Source organism: Yoonia sp. GPGPB17 (assembly GCF_037892195.1).
Taxonomy (GTDB): Bacteria; Pseudomonadota; Alphaproteobacteria; order Rhodobacterales; family Rhodobacteraceae; genus Yoonia.
Map to the genome: position 1 here is coordinate 3440100 of NZ_JATACI010000002.1, position 17081 is coordinate 3457180.

The 17081-nt window shown below is 56.9% G+C and carries 15 protein-coding genes and 2 pseudogenes; 7 read left to right on the plus strand and 10 right to left on the minus strand.

Annotation, left to right across the window (positions count from 1 at the left end; genetic code table 11):
• Positions 1-41: 41 nt before the first annotated feature.
• The 5 genes and pseudogenes from QTO30_RS18195 to QTO30_RS18215 all read right to left on the minus strand — a co-directional run bounded on the left by QTO30_RS18195 (position 42) and on the right by QTO30_RS18215 (position 3563).
• Positions 42-968, minus strand: coding sequence for an electron transfer flavoprotein subunit alpha/FixB family protein (locus QTO30_RS18195; protein WP_340425463.1), 927 nt, complete (start codon positions 966-968; stop codon positions 42-44).
• Positions 968-1726 (minus strand): electron transfer flavoprotein subunit beta/FixA family protein, encoded by a 759-nt coding sequence (locus tag QTO30_RS18200; RefSeq protein ID WP_340425464.1) that lies wholly within the window; start codon positions 1724-1726, stop codon positions 968-970. Before QTO30_RS18200 ends, QTO30_RS18195 begins: the two co-directional genes overlap by 1 nt.
• Before the next feature lie 165 nt (positions 1727-1891).
• On the minus strand, positions 1892-2464 hold the full coding sequence (locus QTO30_RS18205) for a cob(I)yrinic acid a,c-diamide adenosyltransferase (RefSeq protein ID WP_340425465.1): 573 nt from the start codon (positions 2462-2464) through the stop codon (positions 1892-1894).
• A gap of 4 nt (positions 2465-2468) precedes the next feature.
• Complete coding sequence (locus QTO30_RS18210) at positions 2469-2675, minus strand: twin transmembrane helix small protein (RefSeq protein WP_340425466.1); 207 nt, start codon at positions 2673-2675, stop codon at positions 2469-2471.
• A gap of 61 nt (positions 2676-2736) precedes the next feature.
• Positions 2737-3563: pseudogene (locus tag QTO30_RS18215) on the minus strand (SDR family NAD(P)-dependent oxidoreductase).
• Between the two features lie 115 nt (positions 3564-3678).
• Between QTO30_RS18215 and QTO30_RS18220 the strand changes: the two are divergent.
• Together QTO30_RS18220 and QTO30_RS18225 are read left to right on the plus strand one after the other, a co-directional pair.
• Entirely contained in the window at positions 3679-6021 is a 2343-nt protein-coding gene (locus tag QTO30_RS18220; RefSeq protein ID WP_340425467.1) for a DNA topoisomerase IV subunit A, read from the plus strand.
• Positions 6022-6141: 120 nt separating this feature from the next.
• Positions 6142-8026 (plus strand): annotated as a pseudogene (locus QTO30_RS18225) (PhoX family protein).
• 20 nt (positions 8027-8046) lie between these two features.
• On the opposite strand, the gene QTO30_RS18230 reads toward QTO30_RS18225, so the two are convergent.
• Positions 8047-9027 (minus strand): NAD(P)-dependent alcohol dehydrogenase, encoded by a 981-nt coding sequence (locus QTO30_RS18230; protein ID WP_340425469.1) that lies wholly within the window; start codon positions 9025-9027, stop codon positions 8047-8049.
• 116 nt (positions 9028-9143) lie between these two features.
• Between QTO30_RS18230 and QTO30_RS18235 the strand changes: the two genes are divergently transcribed.
• A complete protein-coding gene (locus tag QTO30_RS18235) occupies positions 9144-10022 on the plus strand; it encodes a LysR family transcriptional regulator (protein WP_340425470.1) in 879 nt (292 codons plus the stop codon).
• On the opposite strand, the gene QTO30_RS18240 is transcribed toward QTO30_RS18235, so the two are convergent.
• Genes QTO30_RS18240 through QTO30_RS18250 form a run of 3 tightly spaced genes read right to left on the minus strand, consistent with a single transcriptional unit; the run spans position 10019 to position 12031 of the window.
• Complete coding sequence (locus QTO30_RS18240) at positions 10019-10390, minus strand: VOC family protein (protein WP_340425471.1); 372 nt, start codon at positions 10388-10390, stop codon at positions 10019-10021. The genes QTO30_RS18235 and QTO30_RS18240 overlap by 4 nt on opposite strands.
• A gap of 48 nt (positions 10391-10438) precedes the next feature.
• Complete coding sequence (locus tag QTO30_RS18245; protein ID WP_340425472.1) at positions 10439-11677, minus strand: RNA polymerase sigma factor; 1239 nt, start codon at positions 11675-11677, stop codon at positions 10439-10441.
• Positions 11678-12031 (minus strand): YciI family protein, encoded by a 354-nt coding sequence (locus QTO30_RS18250; protein ID WP_340425473.1) that lies wholly within the window; start codon positions 12029-12031, stop codon positions 11678-11680.
• 211 nt (positions 12032-12242) lie between these two features.
• Here QTO30_RS18250 and tuf point away from each other — a divergent pair, with 211 nt between their 5' ends.
• The 4 genes from tuf to QTO30_RS18270 all read left to right on the plus strand — a co-directional run bounded on the left by tuf (position 12243) and on the right by QTO30_RS18270 (position 16597).
• A complete protein-coding gene (gene tuf / locus QTO30_RS18255; RefSeq protein WP_340425474.1) occupies positions 12243-13418 on the plus strand; it encodes an elongation factor Tu in 1176 nt (391 codons plus the stop codon).
• Positions 13419-14088: 670 nt separating this feature from the next.
• A complete protein-coding gene (locus QTO30_RS18260) occupies positions 14089-15093 on the plus strand; it encodes an AraC family transcriptional regulator (RefSeq protein ID WP_340425475.1) in 1005 nt (334 codons plus the stop codon).
• 108 nt (positions 15094-15201) lie between these two features.
• Entirely contained in the window at positions 15202-16029 is an 828-nt protein-coding gene (locus QTO30_RS18265) for an NmrA family NAD(P)-binding protein (protein ID WP_340425476.1), read from the plus strand.
• A 67-nt stretch (positions 16030-16096) separates the two neighbouring features.
• Complete coding sequence (locus QTO30_RS18270) at positions 16097-16597, plus strand: anthrone oxygenase family protein (RefSeq protein ID WP_340425477.1); 501 nt, start codon at positions 16097-16099, stop codon at positions 16595-16597.
• Positions 16598-16747: 150 nt separating this feature from the next.
• Here the strand turns inward: QTO30_RS18270 and QTO30_RS18275 are convergent, their stop codons facing one another.
• A complete protein-coding gene (locus tag QTO30_RS18275) occupies positions 16748-16969 on the minus strand; it encodes a hypothetical protein (RefSeq protein ID WP_340425478.1) in 222 nt (73 codons plus the stop codon).
• Positions 16970-17081: the final 112 nt, after the last annotated feature.

Below are 17081 nucleotides of genomic sequence, written 5' to 3' on the forward strand. Positions count from 1 at the left end.
CGCGGCATGCGCAGGCCCTATCAATACAACTTCGGCTAGGTTCAGAGTTTGTTTGTCAACTCTGGTACCGCGTCAAACAGGTCGGCAACCAGACCGAAATCCGCAACCTGGAAGATCGGCGCTTCTTCGTCCTTGTTGATGGCTACGATGATCTTGCTGTCTTTCATACCGGCCAAGTGCTGGATCGCACCGGAGATACCGACGGCAACATAAAGATCAGGTGCCACGACCTTACCCGTCTGGCCGACCTGCCAGTCGTTTGGCGCATAACCACTATCAACTGCAGCGCGGGATGCGCCGACCGCGGCGTTCAGTTTGTCAGCCAGCGTTTCGATCAGGGCAAAGTCCTCTTCAGACCCAACACCGCGACCACCAGATACGACGACACCCGCAGATGTCAGTTCAGGGCGGTCAGAAGCCGCGACCTTGTCTTCGACCCACTCAGACAGGCCGGGGTTTCCGGCGGCACCGATGCTTTCAACGGCAGCAGAACCACCCATTGCGGCAGCGTCAAAACCGGCAGTCCGGATCGTCATAACCTTCTTGTCGTCGGAAGACTTGACGGTTTGGATCGCGTTACCTGCGTAGATCGGACGTTCAAATGTATCTGCATCAACGATGGCCGTCACTTCGGAAATGACCATCGCATCCAACAATGCCGCCACACGTGGCATCACGTTCTTGGCGTCTGTCGTGCCGGGTGCCGCGATATGGCTGTAGTCGCCAGCGAGTGAGACAATCAGGTCCGCAGTAGGTTCTGCCAGTCGGTGACCTAGGGCGGCATCTTCAGCGCACAGCACTTTGGAGACACCTTCAATCGTTGCCGCTTCATCAGCCGCAGCTTTGGCGGATGCCCCGGCGCAAAGCACGGTCACATCACCAAGGGCCCGCGCCGCAGACACGGCCTTTGCTGTCGCGTCAACGGCCAGCGCGCCGTCAGTGACTTCGCCAATCAGAAGAACAGCCATTATACCGCCCCCGCTTCTTTGAGTTTTTCAACAAGTTCGTCAACGGACCCAACCATGATACCCGCCTTGCGTGCTTCGGGTTCGGTTGTGCTGACGATGCTCAGACGTGGCGTGATGTCGACGCCGTAGTCGGCGGGCGTCTTTTCATCCAACGGCTTCTTCTTGGCCTTCATGATGTTAGGCAGGGATGCATAACGCGGTTCGTTCAGGCGCAAGTCAACGGTCACGATTGTTGGCATTTTGACCTTGATCGTCTGCAAGCCACCGTCCACTTCACGCGTGACCGTTGCGCTGTCGCCCTCCACATCAACCTCGGATGCGAATGTTGCTTGGGACCAACCCAGCAGGGCAGACAGCATCTGGCCCGTGGCGTTCATGTCATTGTCGATGGCCTGCTTGCCGCAGAGCACCAAACCGGGGGCCTCTTCTTTAACGATTGCAGCAAGAATTTTCGCAACGGCGAGAGGTTCGATATCGGTGTGAACGTCATCGGTTGCGACTACCAAAATCGCGCGGTCCGCACCCATAGCAAGAGCAGTGCGCAGCGTTTCCTGGCTTTGCTTGACGCCGATGGACACGGCGACCACTTCGTCAGCCTTGCCCGCTTCGCGCAGGCGAATGGCCTCTTCCACGGCGATTTCATCGAACGGGTTCATCGACATTTTGACGTTGGCGAGATCAACACCGGAACCATCCGCTTTCACACGAACCTTCACGTTGTAGTCGATCACGCGCTTGACGGGTACGAGGACCTTCATCTGCGTTACTCTCCTAAGAATCTGATCAATTATCTTCTCGGATTGTTGTTATCCTGCGCGTCGCCGGGAAAACAGTGCAAAATCGACGCGACAGCGCCTGCCGACGCCACGTTCTTGACGCGCACGTCAGGTCCGGGGTGCTAGCCGGGTTACAATCGGCCTGGCCTAGCGGTTTGCGCCAGGCACCCATAAAACGTCGTTCTTGCCGTTATCATTAGCGATGCGCGCGGCCTGAAAACACCAGTCTGACAAACGGTTGAGATACTTCACCGCCGCCGGATTGACCGATTCCATTGTTGCCAATTCCACCGTCAGACGTTCAGCGCGTCGTGATACGGTGCGACACAGGTGGAGGTGCGCGGCCAAAGCCGACCCACCCGGCAGGATGAAGCTGCGTAGGGGTTCAACCTGTTTGGTCATCTCGTCAATTTGGCCTTCCAGCCGTTCGACCTGCGCGTCGGTCATGCGCAGGACGGGGTACTCAGACTCGCTATCCTTTTCCATATCCGGGCGGCAGAGGTCTGCGCCAAGATCAAACAGGTCGTTCTGGATCATCGCCAGTTGTGCATCCATGTCACCGGTCGCGTGCAACCGGGCAAGACCGACAGTCGCATTCGTTTCATCGACCGTGCCGTATGACGTGACACGCAACGAATGTTTGGCGACCCGGCTTCCATTACCCAAGGCGGTTTCGCCCGCATCGCCAGTTTTGGTGTAGATTTTGTTGAGAACAACCATTTGGTTAGCTTCCTTCGCTGCGCAGGTAGACAAAAATAAGGATCAAGACGACGGCGACAAACTGTGCGCCGACCCGCCAGCGCATGATCTTGTTGGCGTTCTTGCGATTGTACTCGCCACCTTTGCCGAAGCTGCCCATGCCCCACATTAAAATGCCAAGCACAATCAGCACCGAGAGTGACATGAGCCAGAATAGGGGATCGTCTGCCATGATCATGAGTCCTTCGTTTGTTTTCCACGCGATGTAGCAGGCAGGTCCGCGAAGGAAACCCTCAGGCCTTCAAAATCACCGCATCCAGCAACCGTGTTGGCAAAATACGCCGCAACCATCCCATCAGATATGTGGGTGTCGTGACGTAGTAACGCGGCTTAGGTCGGGGGGATGCCAAGGCATGCAGGATCTTTTTGGTCACAGCTGACGGCGGCAATTCAAACGTATCTGGCCCTTTATCATCATAGAGCCGCGATCTTAGCTCATGATACTGCGTTGCGCGGGCTGAGTTCTGCCAATCAATCCACTTCTCAAAATGTGGGATCGCGTTTTCACGGATTTTTGCGGTGATTGGGCCAGGTTCGATCAGGATCACCTTGATCGCGGTATCGCTCATCTCAAGCCGCAATACATCGGTCAGCCCTTCCAGCGCGTGTTTAGTGGCCACATAAGCACCGCGCCAACGCATCGGCACAAAGCCGAGCACAGAAGAACAATTGATGATCCGCCCGTGGCCTTGCGCGCGCATCACGGGGATCACCAGACGCGTCAGCTCGTGCCAGCCAAAAAGTTCGCCTCAAAAATGGCGCGCAATGCATCTGCCGGTAAATCCTCAACCGCGCCGGGGCAGGCGAAAGCGCCGTTGTTATACAGCGCATCCAGCGTCCCGCCCGTTGCCTCCAGCGTTTCGGCTAGGCCAGTGACGATGGTTTCGGCGTTCGTGTAGTCAATCAGTGGGCTTTCAAACCCTTCGCCGCGCAGTCTTTCGCAGTCTTCGGGCTTGCGGCAACTGGCGAAGACGCGCCAGCCCGCAGCGCGCAATCCATGTGCGGCGTCATAACCAATGCCTGAGGATGATCCGGTGATGAGGATTGTTTTCTGGGTCATTGCAACTGTTTGGCGCGGTGCAAGCGCCGTGGCAAGAGCCACAACAGCTAGAAGGCGAATGCATGCCCAGATATAGTTGCTTTACGCCGGAATCACGCATCGCTAAACCAGAGCAATGAGTGATGACAGCGATACCGGCCTTGGCCCGAACGACGTAACCGAGACTTTGCGCCGCGCGATTGGCGACCGGTATCTGACCTATGCGCTGTCCACCATCATGCACCGTGCGTTGCCCGATGCGCGCGATGGTTTGAAGCCTGTGCATCGTCGTATTCTTTATGCGATGTCGCGTTTGCGTCTGTCTCCCTCTGGTGGGTTTCTGAAATCCGCCAAGATCAGTGGCGACACGATGGGTGACTTCCACCCGCATGGGGATGCCGCGATCTATGACGCGATGGCGCGTTTGGCGCAGGATTTTAACGTGCGTTATCCGCTGGTGGATGGGCAGGGGAACTTCGGCAACATTGATGGCGATAATCCTGCGGCGTCCCGTTATACCGAGGCGCGGATGACAGCGGCGGCCGAGGCATTGCTGGAAGGCCTGTCCGAGGACAGCGTTGATTTCCGCGACAACTATGACGGGCGGTTGACCGAACCAGCCGTTTTGCCCGCCACTTTCCCGAACCTGCTCGCCAACGGATCGAGCGGCATCGCCGTGGGGATGGCCACGAATATCCCACCCCACAACCTGCACGAATTGATTGACGCCTGTCTGCATCTGATCAAGACGCCCGACGCACGTGATGATACGCTGCTGAACTACATTCCCGGTCCTGATTTTCCGACGGGTGGTGTGATTGTCGAACCGAAAGAGAACATCGCCGAGGCCTACCGTACCGGGCGTGGCGCGTTCCGCCTACGTGCAAAGTGGGAGGTCGAGGATCTGGGGCGTGGTCAGTGGCAAGTGGTCGTGACCGAGATCCCCTATCAGGTCCAGAAGTCCAAACTGATCGAAAAGCTGGCCGAGGTGATCCAGCTGAAGAAAGTACCATTGCTTGCCGACGTCCGCGACGAAAGCGCGGACGATATCCGTGTCGTGCTGGAACCGCGTGCCAAGACCGTCGATCCAGAGGTCATGATGGGCATGCTGTTCCGCAACTCCGATCTGGAGACGCGGTTTAGCTTGAATATGAACGTGCTGATCGACGGGCTGACGCCGAAAGTTTGTTCGCTCAAAGAAGTGCTGCGCGCGTTTCTCGAACACCGCCGCGAGGTTCTGATCCGCCGCAGCAAGTATCGTCTGGAAAAGATCGATCACCGTTTGGAGGTGCTCGAAGGCTTCATCATTGCCTTCCTGCATCTGGACCGCGTGATTGATATCATCCGCTACGACGACGACCCCAAACAGGCTCTGATGGTCGAAGATTGGGCGCAGGATCATATCCGCGCCACGTCTGAGGCCGACTATCGCTCGCCTATTGTGCCGGGTGCTGATCCAGAGGTGTCGTTGTCCGAGGTGCAGGCCGAGGCGATCCTGAACATGCGCCTGCGGTCGTTGCGGCGTCTGGAAGAGCTGGAGCTGATTGCCGAACGTGACGCCCTGATGGAAGAGCGCGCGGATATCGAAGACTTGCTGGATAGCGATGAGTTGCAATGGGCCAAAATTGCTGAGCAGTTGCGCGAGACCCGCAAGGTCTTTGGCCGTGACAGCGCAGGTGGTGCGCGCCGCACGCAGTTTGCCGCGGCAGCTGAAGTTGTCGAAGTACCGCTTGAGGCGATGATCGAGCGAGAGCCGATCACGGTAGTCTGCTCACAGATGGGCTGGGTCCGTGCGATGACAGGTCATATCGATCTGACGCGCGAGTTGAAGTTCAAAGACGGTGATGGCCCTCGGTTTATCTTCCATGCGGAGACGACCGATAAGTTGCTGGTTTTTGGGGCCAATGGCCGCTTCTACACCGTAAGTGCTACGAATCTGCCCGGTGGACGTGGTATGGGTGAACCATTGCGGCTAATGGTTGATTTGCCCAATGACGTCGAAATTGTCGATTTCCTGATCCACAAACCCGGTGAAAAACTGTTGGTGGCCTCTGCTGAAGGCAACGGTTTTGTCGTGCCAGAGGAAGAAGTCGTGGCGCAAACGCGGAGCGGCAAACAGGTGCTGAACGTCAAGGACACGATCGCCAAGGTCTGTCACCGCGTTGCGGGTGATCATGTCGCTGTCGTATCCGAGAACGCGAAGTTTCTAGTCTTTGAAGTCAGTGAACTGCCCGAGATGAACCGTGGCAAGGGCGTGCGCATCCAGAAGTACAAGAAGGCATCCGGGCGTCAGGGGATGTTGGAACTGGATGGCGGCCTGTCTGACATCACGACCTTTGCGTGGGACGATGGGTTATCCTGGCCCATGGGCGGCGGCAAAACCCGGACAGAGCCTGACATGACCGACTGGAAAGGGGCGCGTGCCGGTGTTGGCAAGCGGCCGCCGTATGGATTCCCAAAGAATAATCGGTTCAACTAAGCCCACAAAATCGCGGCGTCAAATTTGACGTCGTTACAGAGCTGTTACGTCATCGTCACACGATTGAATCCCATCGCGGGGACTGTCGCGCTGTCTACAAACCAGCTAGGAGCCAGTGTGATGAAAGATACCGATACATACGACCTGTCATGGGACGAATGGGACGAGCTGCAACGCCCCGCACCCGAACAGACTGACTTTGATGAGGTCGTTGAGGCGGCTATTTCGCGCCGCGGGTTCCTATCCGGTGTTTTGGCCTATGGCTCTGGCGCGGCTGTGATGGGCACTGGCCTTTTGTCAGGGACGTCCGCCGAAGCACAGGCGGCCAGCCGCTTTGGTTTCACGCCGATCCCGATCCAAACGGACGGCACCGTTCATGTGCCTGAGGGCTATACTTGGCAGCCTGTTGCGAGATGGGGCGAGCCGCTGTTCTCGGATGCGGCAGAACTGAGCCAGGAAACCGCGATCGGCGTTGCAAGCTCTGACCGGGTGTTTGGCGAAAACACTGACGGCATGGAAGCCTTCGTTGTCGATGGCCGTCAGGTGATCGCGGTGAACCATGAATATGTGAATACCAAGGTTAACCTGCCCATGAACGAAGACGGTGCCGTGACCAGTGCCGATGACGTGCTGACGCTGCAAAACATGCAAGGCGTAACCGTCATGGAAGTGGCTGAAACTGATGATGGCTGGTCGATTGTTGTCGATAGTGACCTGAACCGTCGCATCACACAGAACACACCGATGACAATTGCAGGCCCTGCCATGCGGCCATCCGCTGTTGCAAACGCCTGCGGACCCAGCGGGTACGACCGTTCTTGGTACTATGAACAACTGTGGTGCGGGCAAAACGCCGTGGGGCACTTACCTGACGTGCGAGGAAAACTTTAACGGCTACTTCGGCTCGACCGACCCGGCGTTTGAACGGCCCGAGGACTACGTCCGCTATGGTATCGGCCTTGAAGGGCGTTACGCATATGAGAAGTTCGACGCGCGTTTCGACCTGAGCCAGAACCCGAATGAACCGCACCGCTTTGGTTACATTGTCGAGATTGATCCGACCGATCCCACATCAACCCCGATCAAACACACCGCCTTGGGCCGTTTCAAGCATGAGAACGCTGCGGCAGTGATTGCGCCAGATGGTCGGGTCGTCGTCTATATGGGCGATGATGAGCGGGGCGAGTTCCTTTATAAGTATGTCTCCAATGGGGTTTACACACCAAGCGGGCCGACATCTGCGCTATTGGATGACGGTCAGCTCTACGTGGCGAAGTTCGGCAATGACCTGACAGGCGAATGGGTTGCCCTGACACCAGAATCCACTGGCATGGATGAAGCTGAGATCGCGATCTACACGCGTATGGCGGCGTCGAAAGTTGGTGCGACAACGATGGATCGTCCAGAGTGGGTGGCGGTGAACACGGTTGCGGCAGAAGCCTATTGCTGCCTGACCAACAATCGCAACCGTGGTGTCAAGCCTAACGTAAGCGGTGATGAAACACCGGTGAACGGTCCAAACCCGCGTGCCGAAAACCACTATGGTCAGATCGTCCGCTGGTACCCCAGCAATGATGATCACGCTGCCGACACGTTCACATGGGATCTTTATGTGATGGCTGGGAACCCGACTGTGCACGAAGACGCCTATGGTGGGTCATCAAACATCAACGAAGGCAATCTGTTCAATTCGCCTGACGGGATGATGTTTGACAGCACAGGTCTGGTCTGGATTCAGACCGATGGCGACGATGATAACGAAGGTGACTTTGCTGGCATGGGCAACAACCAGATGCTGGCTGGCGATCCTATCACCGGCCAGATTGAGCGTTTCCTGACCGGGCCAAACGGGTCCGAGGTGACGGGCCTGACCTGGTCTGCCGACAAGCGCACCATGTTCGTTGGTATCCAACACCCGGCGGCACCTTTCCCGGATGGGGAAGGCATGTTGCCACGCTCCTCCATTGTTGCGGTGAAGCGTCAGGACAACTTGCCAGTTGGCTAATTCTATGTGGGGCAGGCCAATCAGGCCTGTCCCATTTCCAGGATCACATTGCCGCGTTTGTGACCTGTGTCGACATAGGCATGAGCCTCGGCCACGCGATCTAAGCTGAAGCGGCGATCTATGATCATCTTCAAGTCACCCTTGGCAATCCGTGCAAGTAGATCAGACAAGAGGGGTCTTTGTTGAGTGATAGGCAACATACCGGTGGCCGAAAACTTGGCTTTCTTGCTGCGGAACATGTTCCCAAACAGCATTTGCCCCAACAAACCCAGGCCTAGGACCGGAGAAATGTAGATACCGTTGCTGGTTAGCGCGGGTTTTGCGGCGGCAAAGCTGCTTTTGCCGACGGTGTCATAAATCACGTCATAGGCGGCGGTATGTTCGGTGAAATCATCCTTGCTGTAATCAATCACGTGATCCGCACCAAGCGATTTTACGAAGGCGACGTTGCGTGTGCTGCACACGCCAGTCACCTCGGCACCGAACCCTTTGGCCAGTTGAACGGCGGCTGTCCCGAGCGAGCCGGACGCCCCGTTGATCAGAATGTGCTGCCCAGGTTGCAACTGAGCAAGATTGACCAAGAAATTCATGTCCGTTAACGGACCATCGCAGAGCGCCGCAGCGTCTTCATATGACAAGCCGTCTGGAATGGGGGCGATCAGGCCGTCTTCTGCGATTGAAACGAATTCCGCATGCGCCCCGAAGTTCAGGCCTGTTTCGCCAAAAACGCGGTCGCCGACGGCGTATTTTGTAGCATCCACACCGACTTTGATGACCTCGCCAGCGAATTGCGTGCCCATGGCGGTCACCTTCGGGCCGCGCAGGCCAAGAAACAATCTGCCAAAGCGCGGCATCCCCTGACGTATCATACTGTCGGCGGCTGTGACAGCACTCGCATTCAGACGAACAAGGATGTCGGTTGGTTTTACTTCAGGGGTCGGAACATCAACGAGTTTGACGACGTTCGCGGCACCATAACGGTTGTAGATAGCGGCTTTCATAATAGTCTCCATTTGGCTCTTTAGGTTGATGATCACTATCTACGGTTCAATTTTGTCCTTGAGTATTGGCTAAAAGGCACCACAGTGGTTCACAATTCATCCACCGAGGTCTGGTCATGCAGGACTGGGAACAAATGCCGTTCTTTCTGGCTGTCGCCCGCACAGGCAGTTTGCGTAGTGCAGCAGAGCATCTGGGCGCGACCCATGCAACGGTTCGCCGCCATGTTGAAGCGCTTGAGGTGGCCTATAGTGTCCAACTGTTTCGTCGTACCCGGCGTGGCCTGACGCTCACAGCGGCGGGTGAAACGCTCTTGCCAGAGGCGGAAGAGGCCGAGTTGCTTTTGACGCGGGCGCGCAACGGATTACAGGGGCTGGACCGCGAAACATCCGGGAAAATCCAGATCTCGGTCGATCCGATGACGGGGCATTTTTTGCTCGCACCGGTTTTTGCCGAGTTCTGCCGCATCTATCCGCAAGTCGATCTGGAAATCAGTCTGACATTCGAGATTGAAGCGATCAGCAAGCTGGAAACTGACATCGCGATCCGACATGCGGCCGAGATCACGGATGATGTGGTTGCGCGCAAGCTGCAAGCGCTTCCGATCGGGATTTACGCCAGCCGCGACTACATTGAGGCCAAGATGGCGCGCGCGGGCAAGAAAGGACAGGGGCTGGATTATATTGGCTATGGCCCGGTGCCTGAACTGATGGACTGGATTGAACGATCCCCTTTCCCCAAGGCCAACATCCGCCATCAGGTCATGGACCCTGAGATGCATCTACATCTGGCGCGCGCAGGTGCGGGGATGAGTTTTCTGCCAACTTGGTGTGCGCAGGTGTTCCCCGAACTGCAACGTTTGCCCGGCAGCACGTTGGATGAGAGCCGCAAAACGTGGGTCGTTTTTCACGAAGATCTGCGCCGGATCAAACGCGTTCGTGTCTTTATTGATTTCCTGACCCAGTCGCTGATCGCTATGGGACGGAGTGCGCGCTAGCGGTGCTGATCGACCAGAATGGGGTTCCCGTCTGGGTCTATGATCACGAAACTGGCCGGGCCGGAGGTGCTTTCATCCGCTTCGCTGAAGAATTCTACGTCCTGGTCTTTCAACCGTTTTTGTAGGTCGCGCACATCGTCAAAATCATCCAGCTCTTGTGCGTTTTGATCCCAGCCGGGATTGAAGGTCAGCGTATTGGCTTTGAGAAAACCACCAAACAGCCCAATTACCGTTTCGCCATTGCGCAACATCAGCCATCCCTGTGCCTCATCGCCGCCGAAGGCGTCGAAGCCGAGTTTTTCATAGAATGCCTTTGAGGCCGCAATGTCTTTGACATTCAGGCTTATTGAAAATGCACCTAGTCTCATAATCATCTCCACTATGTAGGGGGGTAGGTTAGCACAGCGATCACGTGTTCAGGAAATCTGATCACATTTCCGCCTGAGAAAGCGGCGTTCGGCAGGATCATCAGTAAGGGCAATCGCCTTCGCGTAGGATTGCTTTGCACGCTCACCTTCCCCATTGCGCGCAAAGAGGGCGGCACAAGCCGCATGATAGGGCTGATATCGCGCAAATTCCCGCGCGTCTTCAAGTGGGCTGAGCAATGTGAGTCCCGCGGAAACCGATTGTGCATAAGATACAGCGACCGCATGGTTGATCTGTATGACCGGCGTGGGTTGTATCTTAAAAAGTAGCGTATAGAGGGCCGCAATTTGTGCCCAATCCGTTTCGTCCCAAGTAGCGCCGTTGGCGTGAACGCCACTGATGGCTGCTTGGAGCTGATACGGGCCAACAGCCCCCTGTGGCAGCGCCTTACCCAGCAGCGCATTGCCTTCGTCAATTTGCGCACGGTCCCAGCGCTTGCGGTTTTGCTCGTCAAGCGGGATCAGATCACCCTCTCGGTTCCGCCTGCTATGGCGGCGCGCATTGTGCAGAAGCATGAGCGCCAGAAGGCCCATAATCTCAGGCTCATCGGGAAGTAATTGGCACATGATGCGGGCTAGTCGGATGGCCTCGGTTGTCAATGGCTGTGACCGTGCGTTCAGCGTGGAATACCCCCGATTGAAGATCAGATAGATTACAGCCAGTACGGCGGTGATACGTTGGGCCAAATCTGCCTGCTGAGGTATCTGGTAGGGGATGCGTGCGCCCGCTATCTTTTGTTTGGCGCGAACCAGACGCTGAGCCATGGTTGCTGGTTTGTCCAGAAAGGCGGCTGCGATGTCATCGGTGCTCAACCCGCCCAACGTGCGTAGGGTTAGTGCCACTTGGGTTTTCTGATCAAGGGCCGGGTGGCAGCATGTGAAAATCATCTCAAGGCGCTTGTCTGGGATCACCTCATGCGTGATGTCATCGTGCTGGGCTTCGTCCAACAGGTGCGACAGTTCTGCTTTATGGGCGGCAAAACGAGTGTCTTTACGGATCACGTCGATGGCCCTATGCCGTGCCGTGGTGATCAACCATGCGGCGGGCACATCAGGCAGACCCTTGTCTGCCCAGACCTCCAAAGCACGTGCGACCGCATCTTGCAGGCAATCCTCGGCTAACTGAAAGTCACCCAGTGATTTGACAAGGGCGGCCAAAATGCGCCCCCACTCTTCGCGCACGGTCCGCTCAATGGCTTGCGCAGGCGTTTGTGGGGGCATCATCGGCATTTAGTCGTCCCAGACAACGACAGGGCGGACTTCGATCCGGCCATATGTGGCAGTGGGGATCTTGGCAGCTTGCGCAATAGCGTCATCCAGATCCTTGCATTCGAGCAGATAGTACCCGCCCAGCTGTTCTTTGGTTTCGGCAAAGGGGCCATCTGTTGTGATCGTCTTGCCGTCAGCAACTGTCACGGTCGTGGCCGTCGCGATGGGCTGCAAAGCGTCACCCGCGACAAAGGCGCCGCTGTCGCGCATTTCATTGGTAAAGTCCTGATAGGCCTTCATGAAAGGGCCAAATTCTGGTGTGCCGGGCTGCGGACCAGACCCTTCGGCGGAATAGATAAGGCACATATATTGCATGGTTTCGTCTCCTTCTTTACGGCGCGGCGTCAGTGCCGTCCTATTTACCAGACGTTCGGGTTTTGGCGAAATCGACATCGTCGGCAAAAAAATTCGAGATGGGTGGCGATCAAAGCTGCGGAGGCTTGATTTCTATCCCGTTTCCCAATACATCGCCCGCGATGTTGGACCGGGCCGCTTTTGGCCCCTCAAAAATTAAGGGCCCTGCGAAATGGCTAAGGAAAAGTTTGAACGTAACAAGCCGCACGTGAACATTGGTACGATTGGCCACGTTGACCACGGCAAGACGACGCTGACAGCGGCGATCACGAAGTACTTTGGTGACTTCCAGGCCTATGATCAGATCGACGGCGCACCTGAGGAAAAGGCGCGTGGGATCACGATCTCCACCGCACACGTTGAGTATGAGACAGAGACCCGCCACTACGCGCACGTCGACTGCCCCGGCCACGCCGACTACGTCAAGAACATGATCACCGGTGCCGCTCAGATGGACGGCGCGATCCTGGTTGTGAACGCCGCTGATGGCCCAATGCCACAGACACGCGAGCACATCCTGCTGGGCCGTCAGGTGGGCATCCCTTACATGGTTGTCTACATGAACAAGGTTGACCAGGTGGATGACGAAGAGTTGCTGGAACTGGTGGAAATGGAAATCCGCGAGCTTCTGTCCTCTTACGAGTACCCTGGCGACGACATTCCTGTGATCCCGGGTTCGGCTCTGGCCGCGATGGAAGAGCGTGACGAAGAGATCGGCAAGAAATCCATCGAAGCCCTGATGGAAGCTGTGGACACATACATCCCGACACCAGCCCGTGCGGTTGACCTGCCGTTCCTGATGCCCATCGAGGACGTCTTCTCGATCTCTGGCCGCGGGACTGTTGTGACCGGCCGTGTTGAACGTGGCGTGATCAATGTTGGTGACGAGATCGAAATCGTCGGGATCCGCGACACAGCGAAAACGACCTGCACAGGCGTTGAAATGTTCCGCAAGCTCTTGGACTCCGGTGAAGCTGGCGACAACATCGGTGCGCTGCTGCGCGGCGTGGACCGTGACGGTGTTGAGCGTGGCCAGATCCTGTGCAAGCCGGGTTCTGTGAAGCCACACACCAAGTTCGAGGCCGAGGCCTACATCCTGACCAAGGAAGAGGGTGGCCGTCACACGCCGTTCTTTGCCAACTACCGCCCACAGTTCTACTTCCGGACCACAGACGTGACCGGCACAGTTGAGCTGCCAGCGGGCACAGAAATGGTGATGCCGGGCGACAACCTGAAGTTCAACGTCGAGCTGATCGCGCCAATCGCGATGGAAGATGGCCTGCGCTTCGCCATCCGCGAAGGCGGCCGCACCGTCGGCGCAGGCGTTGTGTCGAAAATCACCGAGTAAAAACGGGGCGGCTTGCGGTCTTTGACCGCAAACGCACCGCGCAGGTGGCAGGCGATTGCGTAGCAATCACCGAGAACCCGCAGCCCTCAGGTGAAGAACAACTAAAAGGCCGTCGCAGAAATGCGGCGGCCTTTTGATCTCTTGCAAAGCAATCTATGGTTGTTTTGACATCTTGGGACGCTCCAATCAATTCATACCGCTCGAAAGAGATATGATTTCAAGGCAACTTGCAGTGGAATGGGACCCAGGAATGGCGGACGTTCAGTGGTGTTTGCTTGCAATGACACGCGATAGTACAGACTAGAGCCAAACCCCCTTTACACATCCCCGACCCCCCTATAGAACCCCAATCCAACAACGGTACGCCGCGCGTGCCCTTTATCATCGACGCGAGGCTTGCCGCGGGACTTCGGGAAGACGGGCTCAAGACGCGCTAGCTGCGCATCTGTCAGCCAAAATAGATCAACATGTTCACCGCTCGTTTTTCGAACCGTGAATTACGGCGACAATCCGAAATCAATGGGTCCTGATCCTAGGACTCACAGAATGCAGGTGAATACATAAGTTGACCAAGTTACCGTCTTTGGCGTGACTTAAATACATTTAGTGCTCGTGCCTGTCGGGGTAGATACTAGCAAAATGCCGGTACCTCCCACTATAAATCTTCACTATGGGTACGATCACATCGCTTTTCGCGCGGAAGATGATTGCCGCTGTTGGCGGTGGTGTTGATCAAGACGCGCTTTTGGCCTCGGTTGGGTTGGACAGTGACGCCGCAAACGATCCCAAAAAAATGCTTTTGGATACTACCTACTACGATCTCTTGGAGCGGATCGCCGGGCAGATCGACGCGACCGATCTGCCGCTGCGCACCGGAGAGTCAATGCAGTTGGACGAGTACGGGGCTCTCGGGTTGGCGTGGAAGTCCGCGCCGACTTTGCGGGACTCGTACGCGCGTGTAGAAAGATTTGCGCGCGTCTGGACCAGTGTTGTGGAGTACGAGCTGAGGAAGGTTGATCGCGGGACGTACTTCATCTTGCACCGAACGGGCGAGCGGCGGCTGGGACTCCGATTATCGAACGAGGCGACACTCGCCAGCGCGGTTTCCATCAGCCGCCAAGTCTCACCCGTCCCCTTCGCGCCGATAGAAGTCCACTTTAAGCACCTGCCGCCCAGAACGCTTGACTATCACGAACGGTTTTTCGGCTGTCCGGTCTTCTTCGGCTCGCATGTCGATGCCTTGCTCTTGTCACCGGAATCGCTTGCGCAACCCAACAAGCTCGGCGACGAAGGGATCACTCGCTTTCTGGATCGCCACCTTGAAGATGAACTCCGCGACGTAGCATGTGAGGCGTCTATTAAGGCGCTCGCCAAGGATGTCGTGGCCCGCTCGCTCAGTGAAGGTGTGCCAAAGATGGCCGATGTCGCGCGTCGTCTGGGCCTGAGTGCCCGCTCTCTCCATCGCCGCTTGGCCGACGACGGTTTGAATTTCCGGACTTTGACCGACGAGACCCGCAAAGAACTGGCCGAGGGGCTCTTGCGCGACGAACGATACTCGCTGTCCGAGATCGCGTTTCTGACCGGTTTTTCCGAACAAAGCGCGTTCAACCGTGCGTTCAAGCGGTGGATCGGTCGCAGCCCCGCCGCGCATCGGAAGGTCCTGAGCGGTCTGTAGCAAAAGCCGGCTGGCCAGTTCAGTCAAAAACTTGGCAACACCAGTCAATACCGAACGCCCCAGGTCTTTCTAAACCTTGGTCATCAAAACGAACCAAGGAGATTGAAAATGACCGACCAACCCATCCTCGTCGTCGGCGCCACCGGCAAAACCGGTTCGCGCGTCGCCAGAAAACTCGAATCCAAAGGCGTGGCCGTTCGGCGCGGCGCACGGCTTTCCGAAACCCCGTTCGACTGGGAAAACCCGTCGACTTGGGAACCCGTTCTGAACGGCGTTTCCAAGGCCTACGTTACCTATTTCCCTGACCTGGCCTTTCCAGGTGCTGTGGAGAAACTGAAAGCCTTCACCGACGTTGCAGCTGACAACGGTCTAGAACATATCGTGCTTCTCTCGGGACGTGGCGAGCACTTCGCCAACATGGGCGAGGAGGTGATCCGCACGTCCGGCGTGCCGTTCACAATCGTGCGGTCGGCCTGGTTCGCGCAGAACTTCAGTGAAGGCTATCTGCGCGACCCGATCCTGGGTGGCGTACTGCCGATGCCGGGCGGTGACATTGCAGAACCAATCATCGACATCGACGATATCGCCGATGTGGTGGTCGCGGCCCTGACCGAAGAAGGTCATCTGGGCCAGCGCTATGAAGTCACCGGCCCGCGCCTGATGACCTTCGCCGAAATGGCCGAGGTGCTGTCCACCACGTTGGGGCGCAACATCCAACACGTGCCCATTGCGTTCGAAGATTTTCACGCCAACGTCGCGGCCTCTGGCGGTGACTTCGTGGCGGACGTCTTTACCTCGATTGCCCGTGAGACGCTGGACGGCCGCAACGCCCACACCAGCAACGGTGTCGAGCGCGCATTGGGCCGCAAACCGCGTGATTTTAGTGAATTCGCGCAAACCGCGATGGCCGCAGGCGCCTGGTCTGCCGCGGCGTGATTTAACCGACCAAATAGGCACAAGACCTCGCGCCACTGCCGCTTTACCCCAAACAGGAGTACCGATCATGTCGACCGTCTTCTTCTTTCTCTTCCAATTCGCAATAGTCGCCTATGCCCTTGTTGGCGGCGTCTTCCTTGCGTTTTCCGACTTCATCATGCGTTCGCTTGCGCTGACCGGAGGGCATGGCGGCGTCGAAGCCATGCAAGTCATCAACCGCGAGGTCTTTCGCTGGGTCTTCATGGCGCTGTTTCTTGGCATGGCAGCCGTGTCCCTGGTTGTCGCAGGCTACGGCGCATTTGGCGTGTCGGGTGCGACCGGAACGGTGATCATGCTGGCTGGGCTTGTCTACCTTGTCGGCTGTTTCGGTGTCACTGTCTTCTTCAACGTGCCCATGAACGAGGCACTTGCGGGCATGGAGATATCGTATGACAGCACGCGAGACTACTGGTTCCAGACATATGTGCCACGCTGGACCTTCTGGAACTCCGTGCGGACGGTTGCCTGCGCAGTATCTGCGGCGCTGCTGCTCTTCGGCGTTCTCTGGATGGCTCAGACCCAAACCTAGCCGGAGTGACATACCCCTTGGCGGGCGAGCAGTGCGTTACGCCCACGCGCCGCTCGCCTGAAGTTGGCAGTCGCTCTGGTCCGATCGAGGCGCGAGAAACACGAATGTCCTGAAAAAGGTGAACATACTCATTCTGCTGGTCACCATCTCTTACATCATGGCGCTCGGCAGTTTGTTCTCAACATCGACGAGATCTAACCGCAAGTCACGTGGATCATCACGTTTTTCACAAGCGTCGGCTTGTCCCGGCTGTTGATCCTGTTGGTCCACTGACTGATCGACCGCTTCGATGTCCTCCTTGCGCTTTGCCACCGCAACCGTTTCATGAAAGGCCTTTGGACGTACAGCTGTGGGGCAAATGGCACGCGCCATTTTGGCATCTGGCTCATTTCTCGGAACGCCGCATTCCTGTCCATATCTGACAGTCAATGAATAGCTTACAATCCGGATCATTTAAGCAGTGGAACAAAGAGAATGCCGCTCA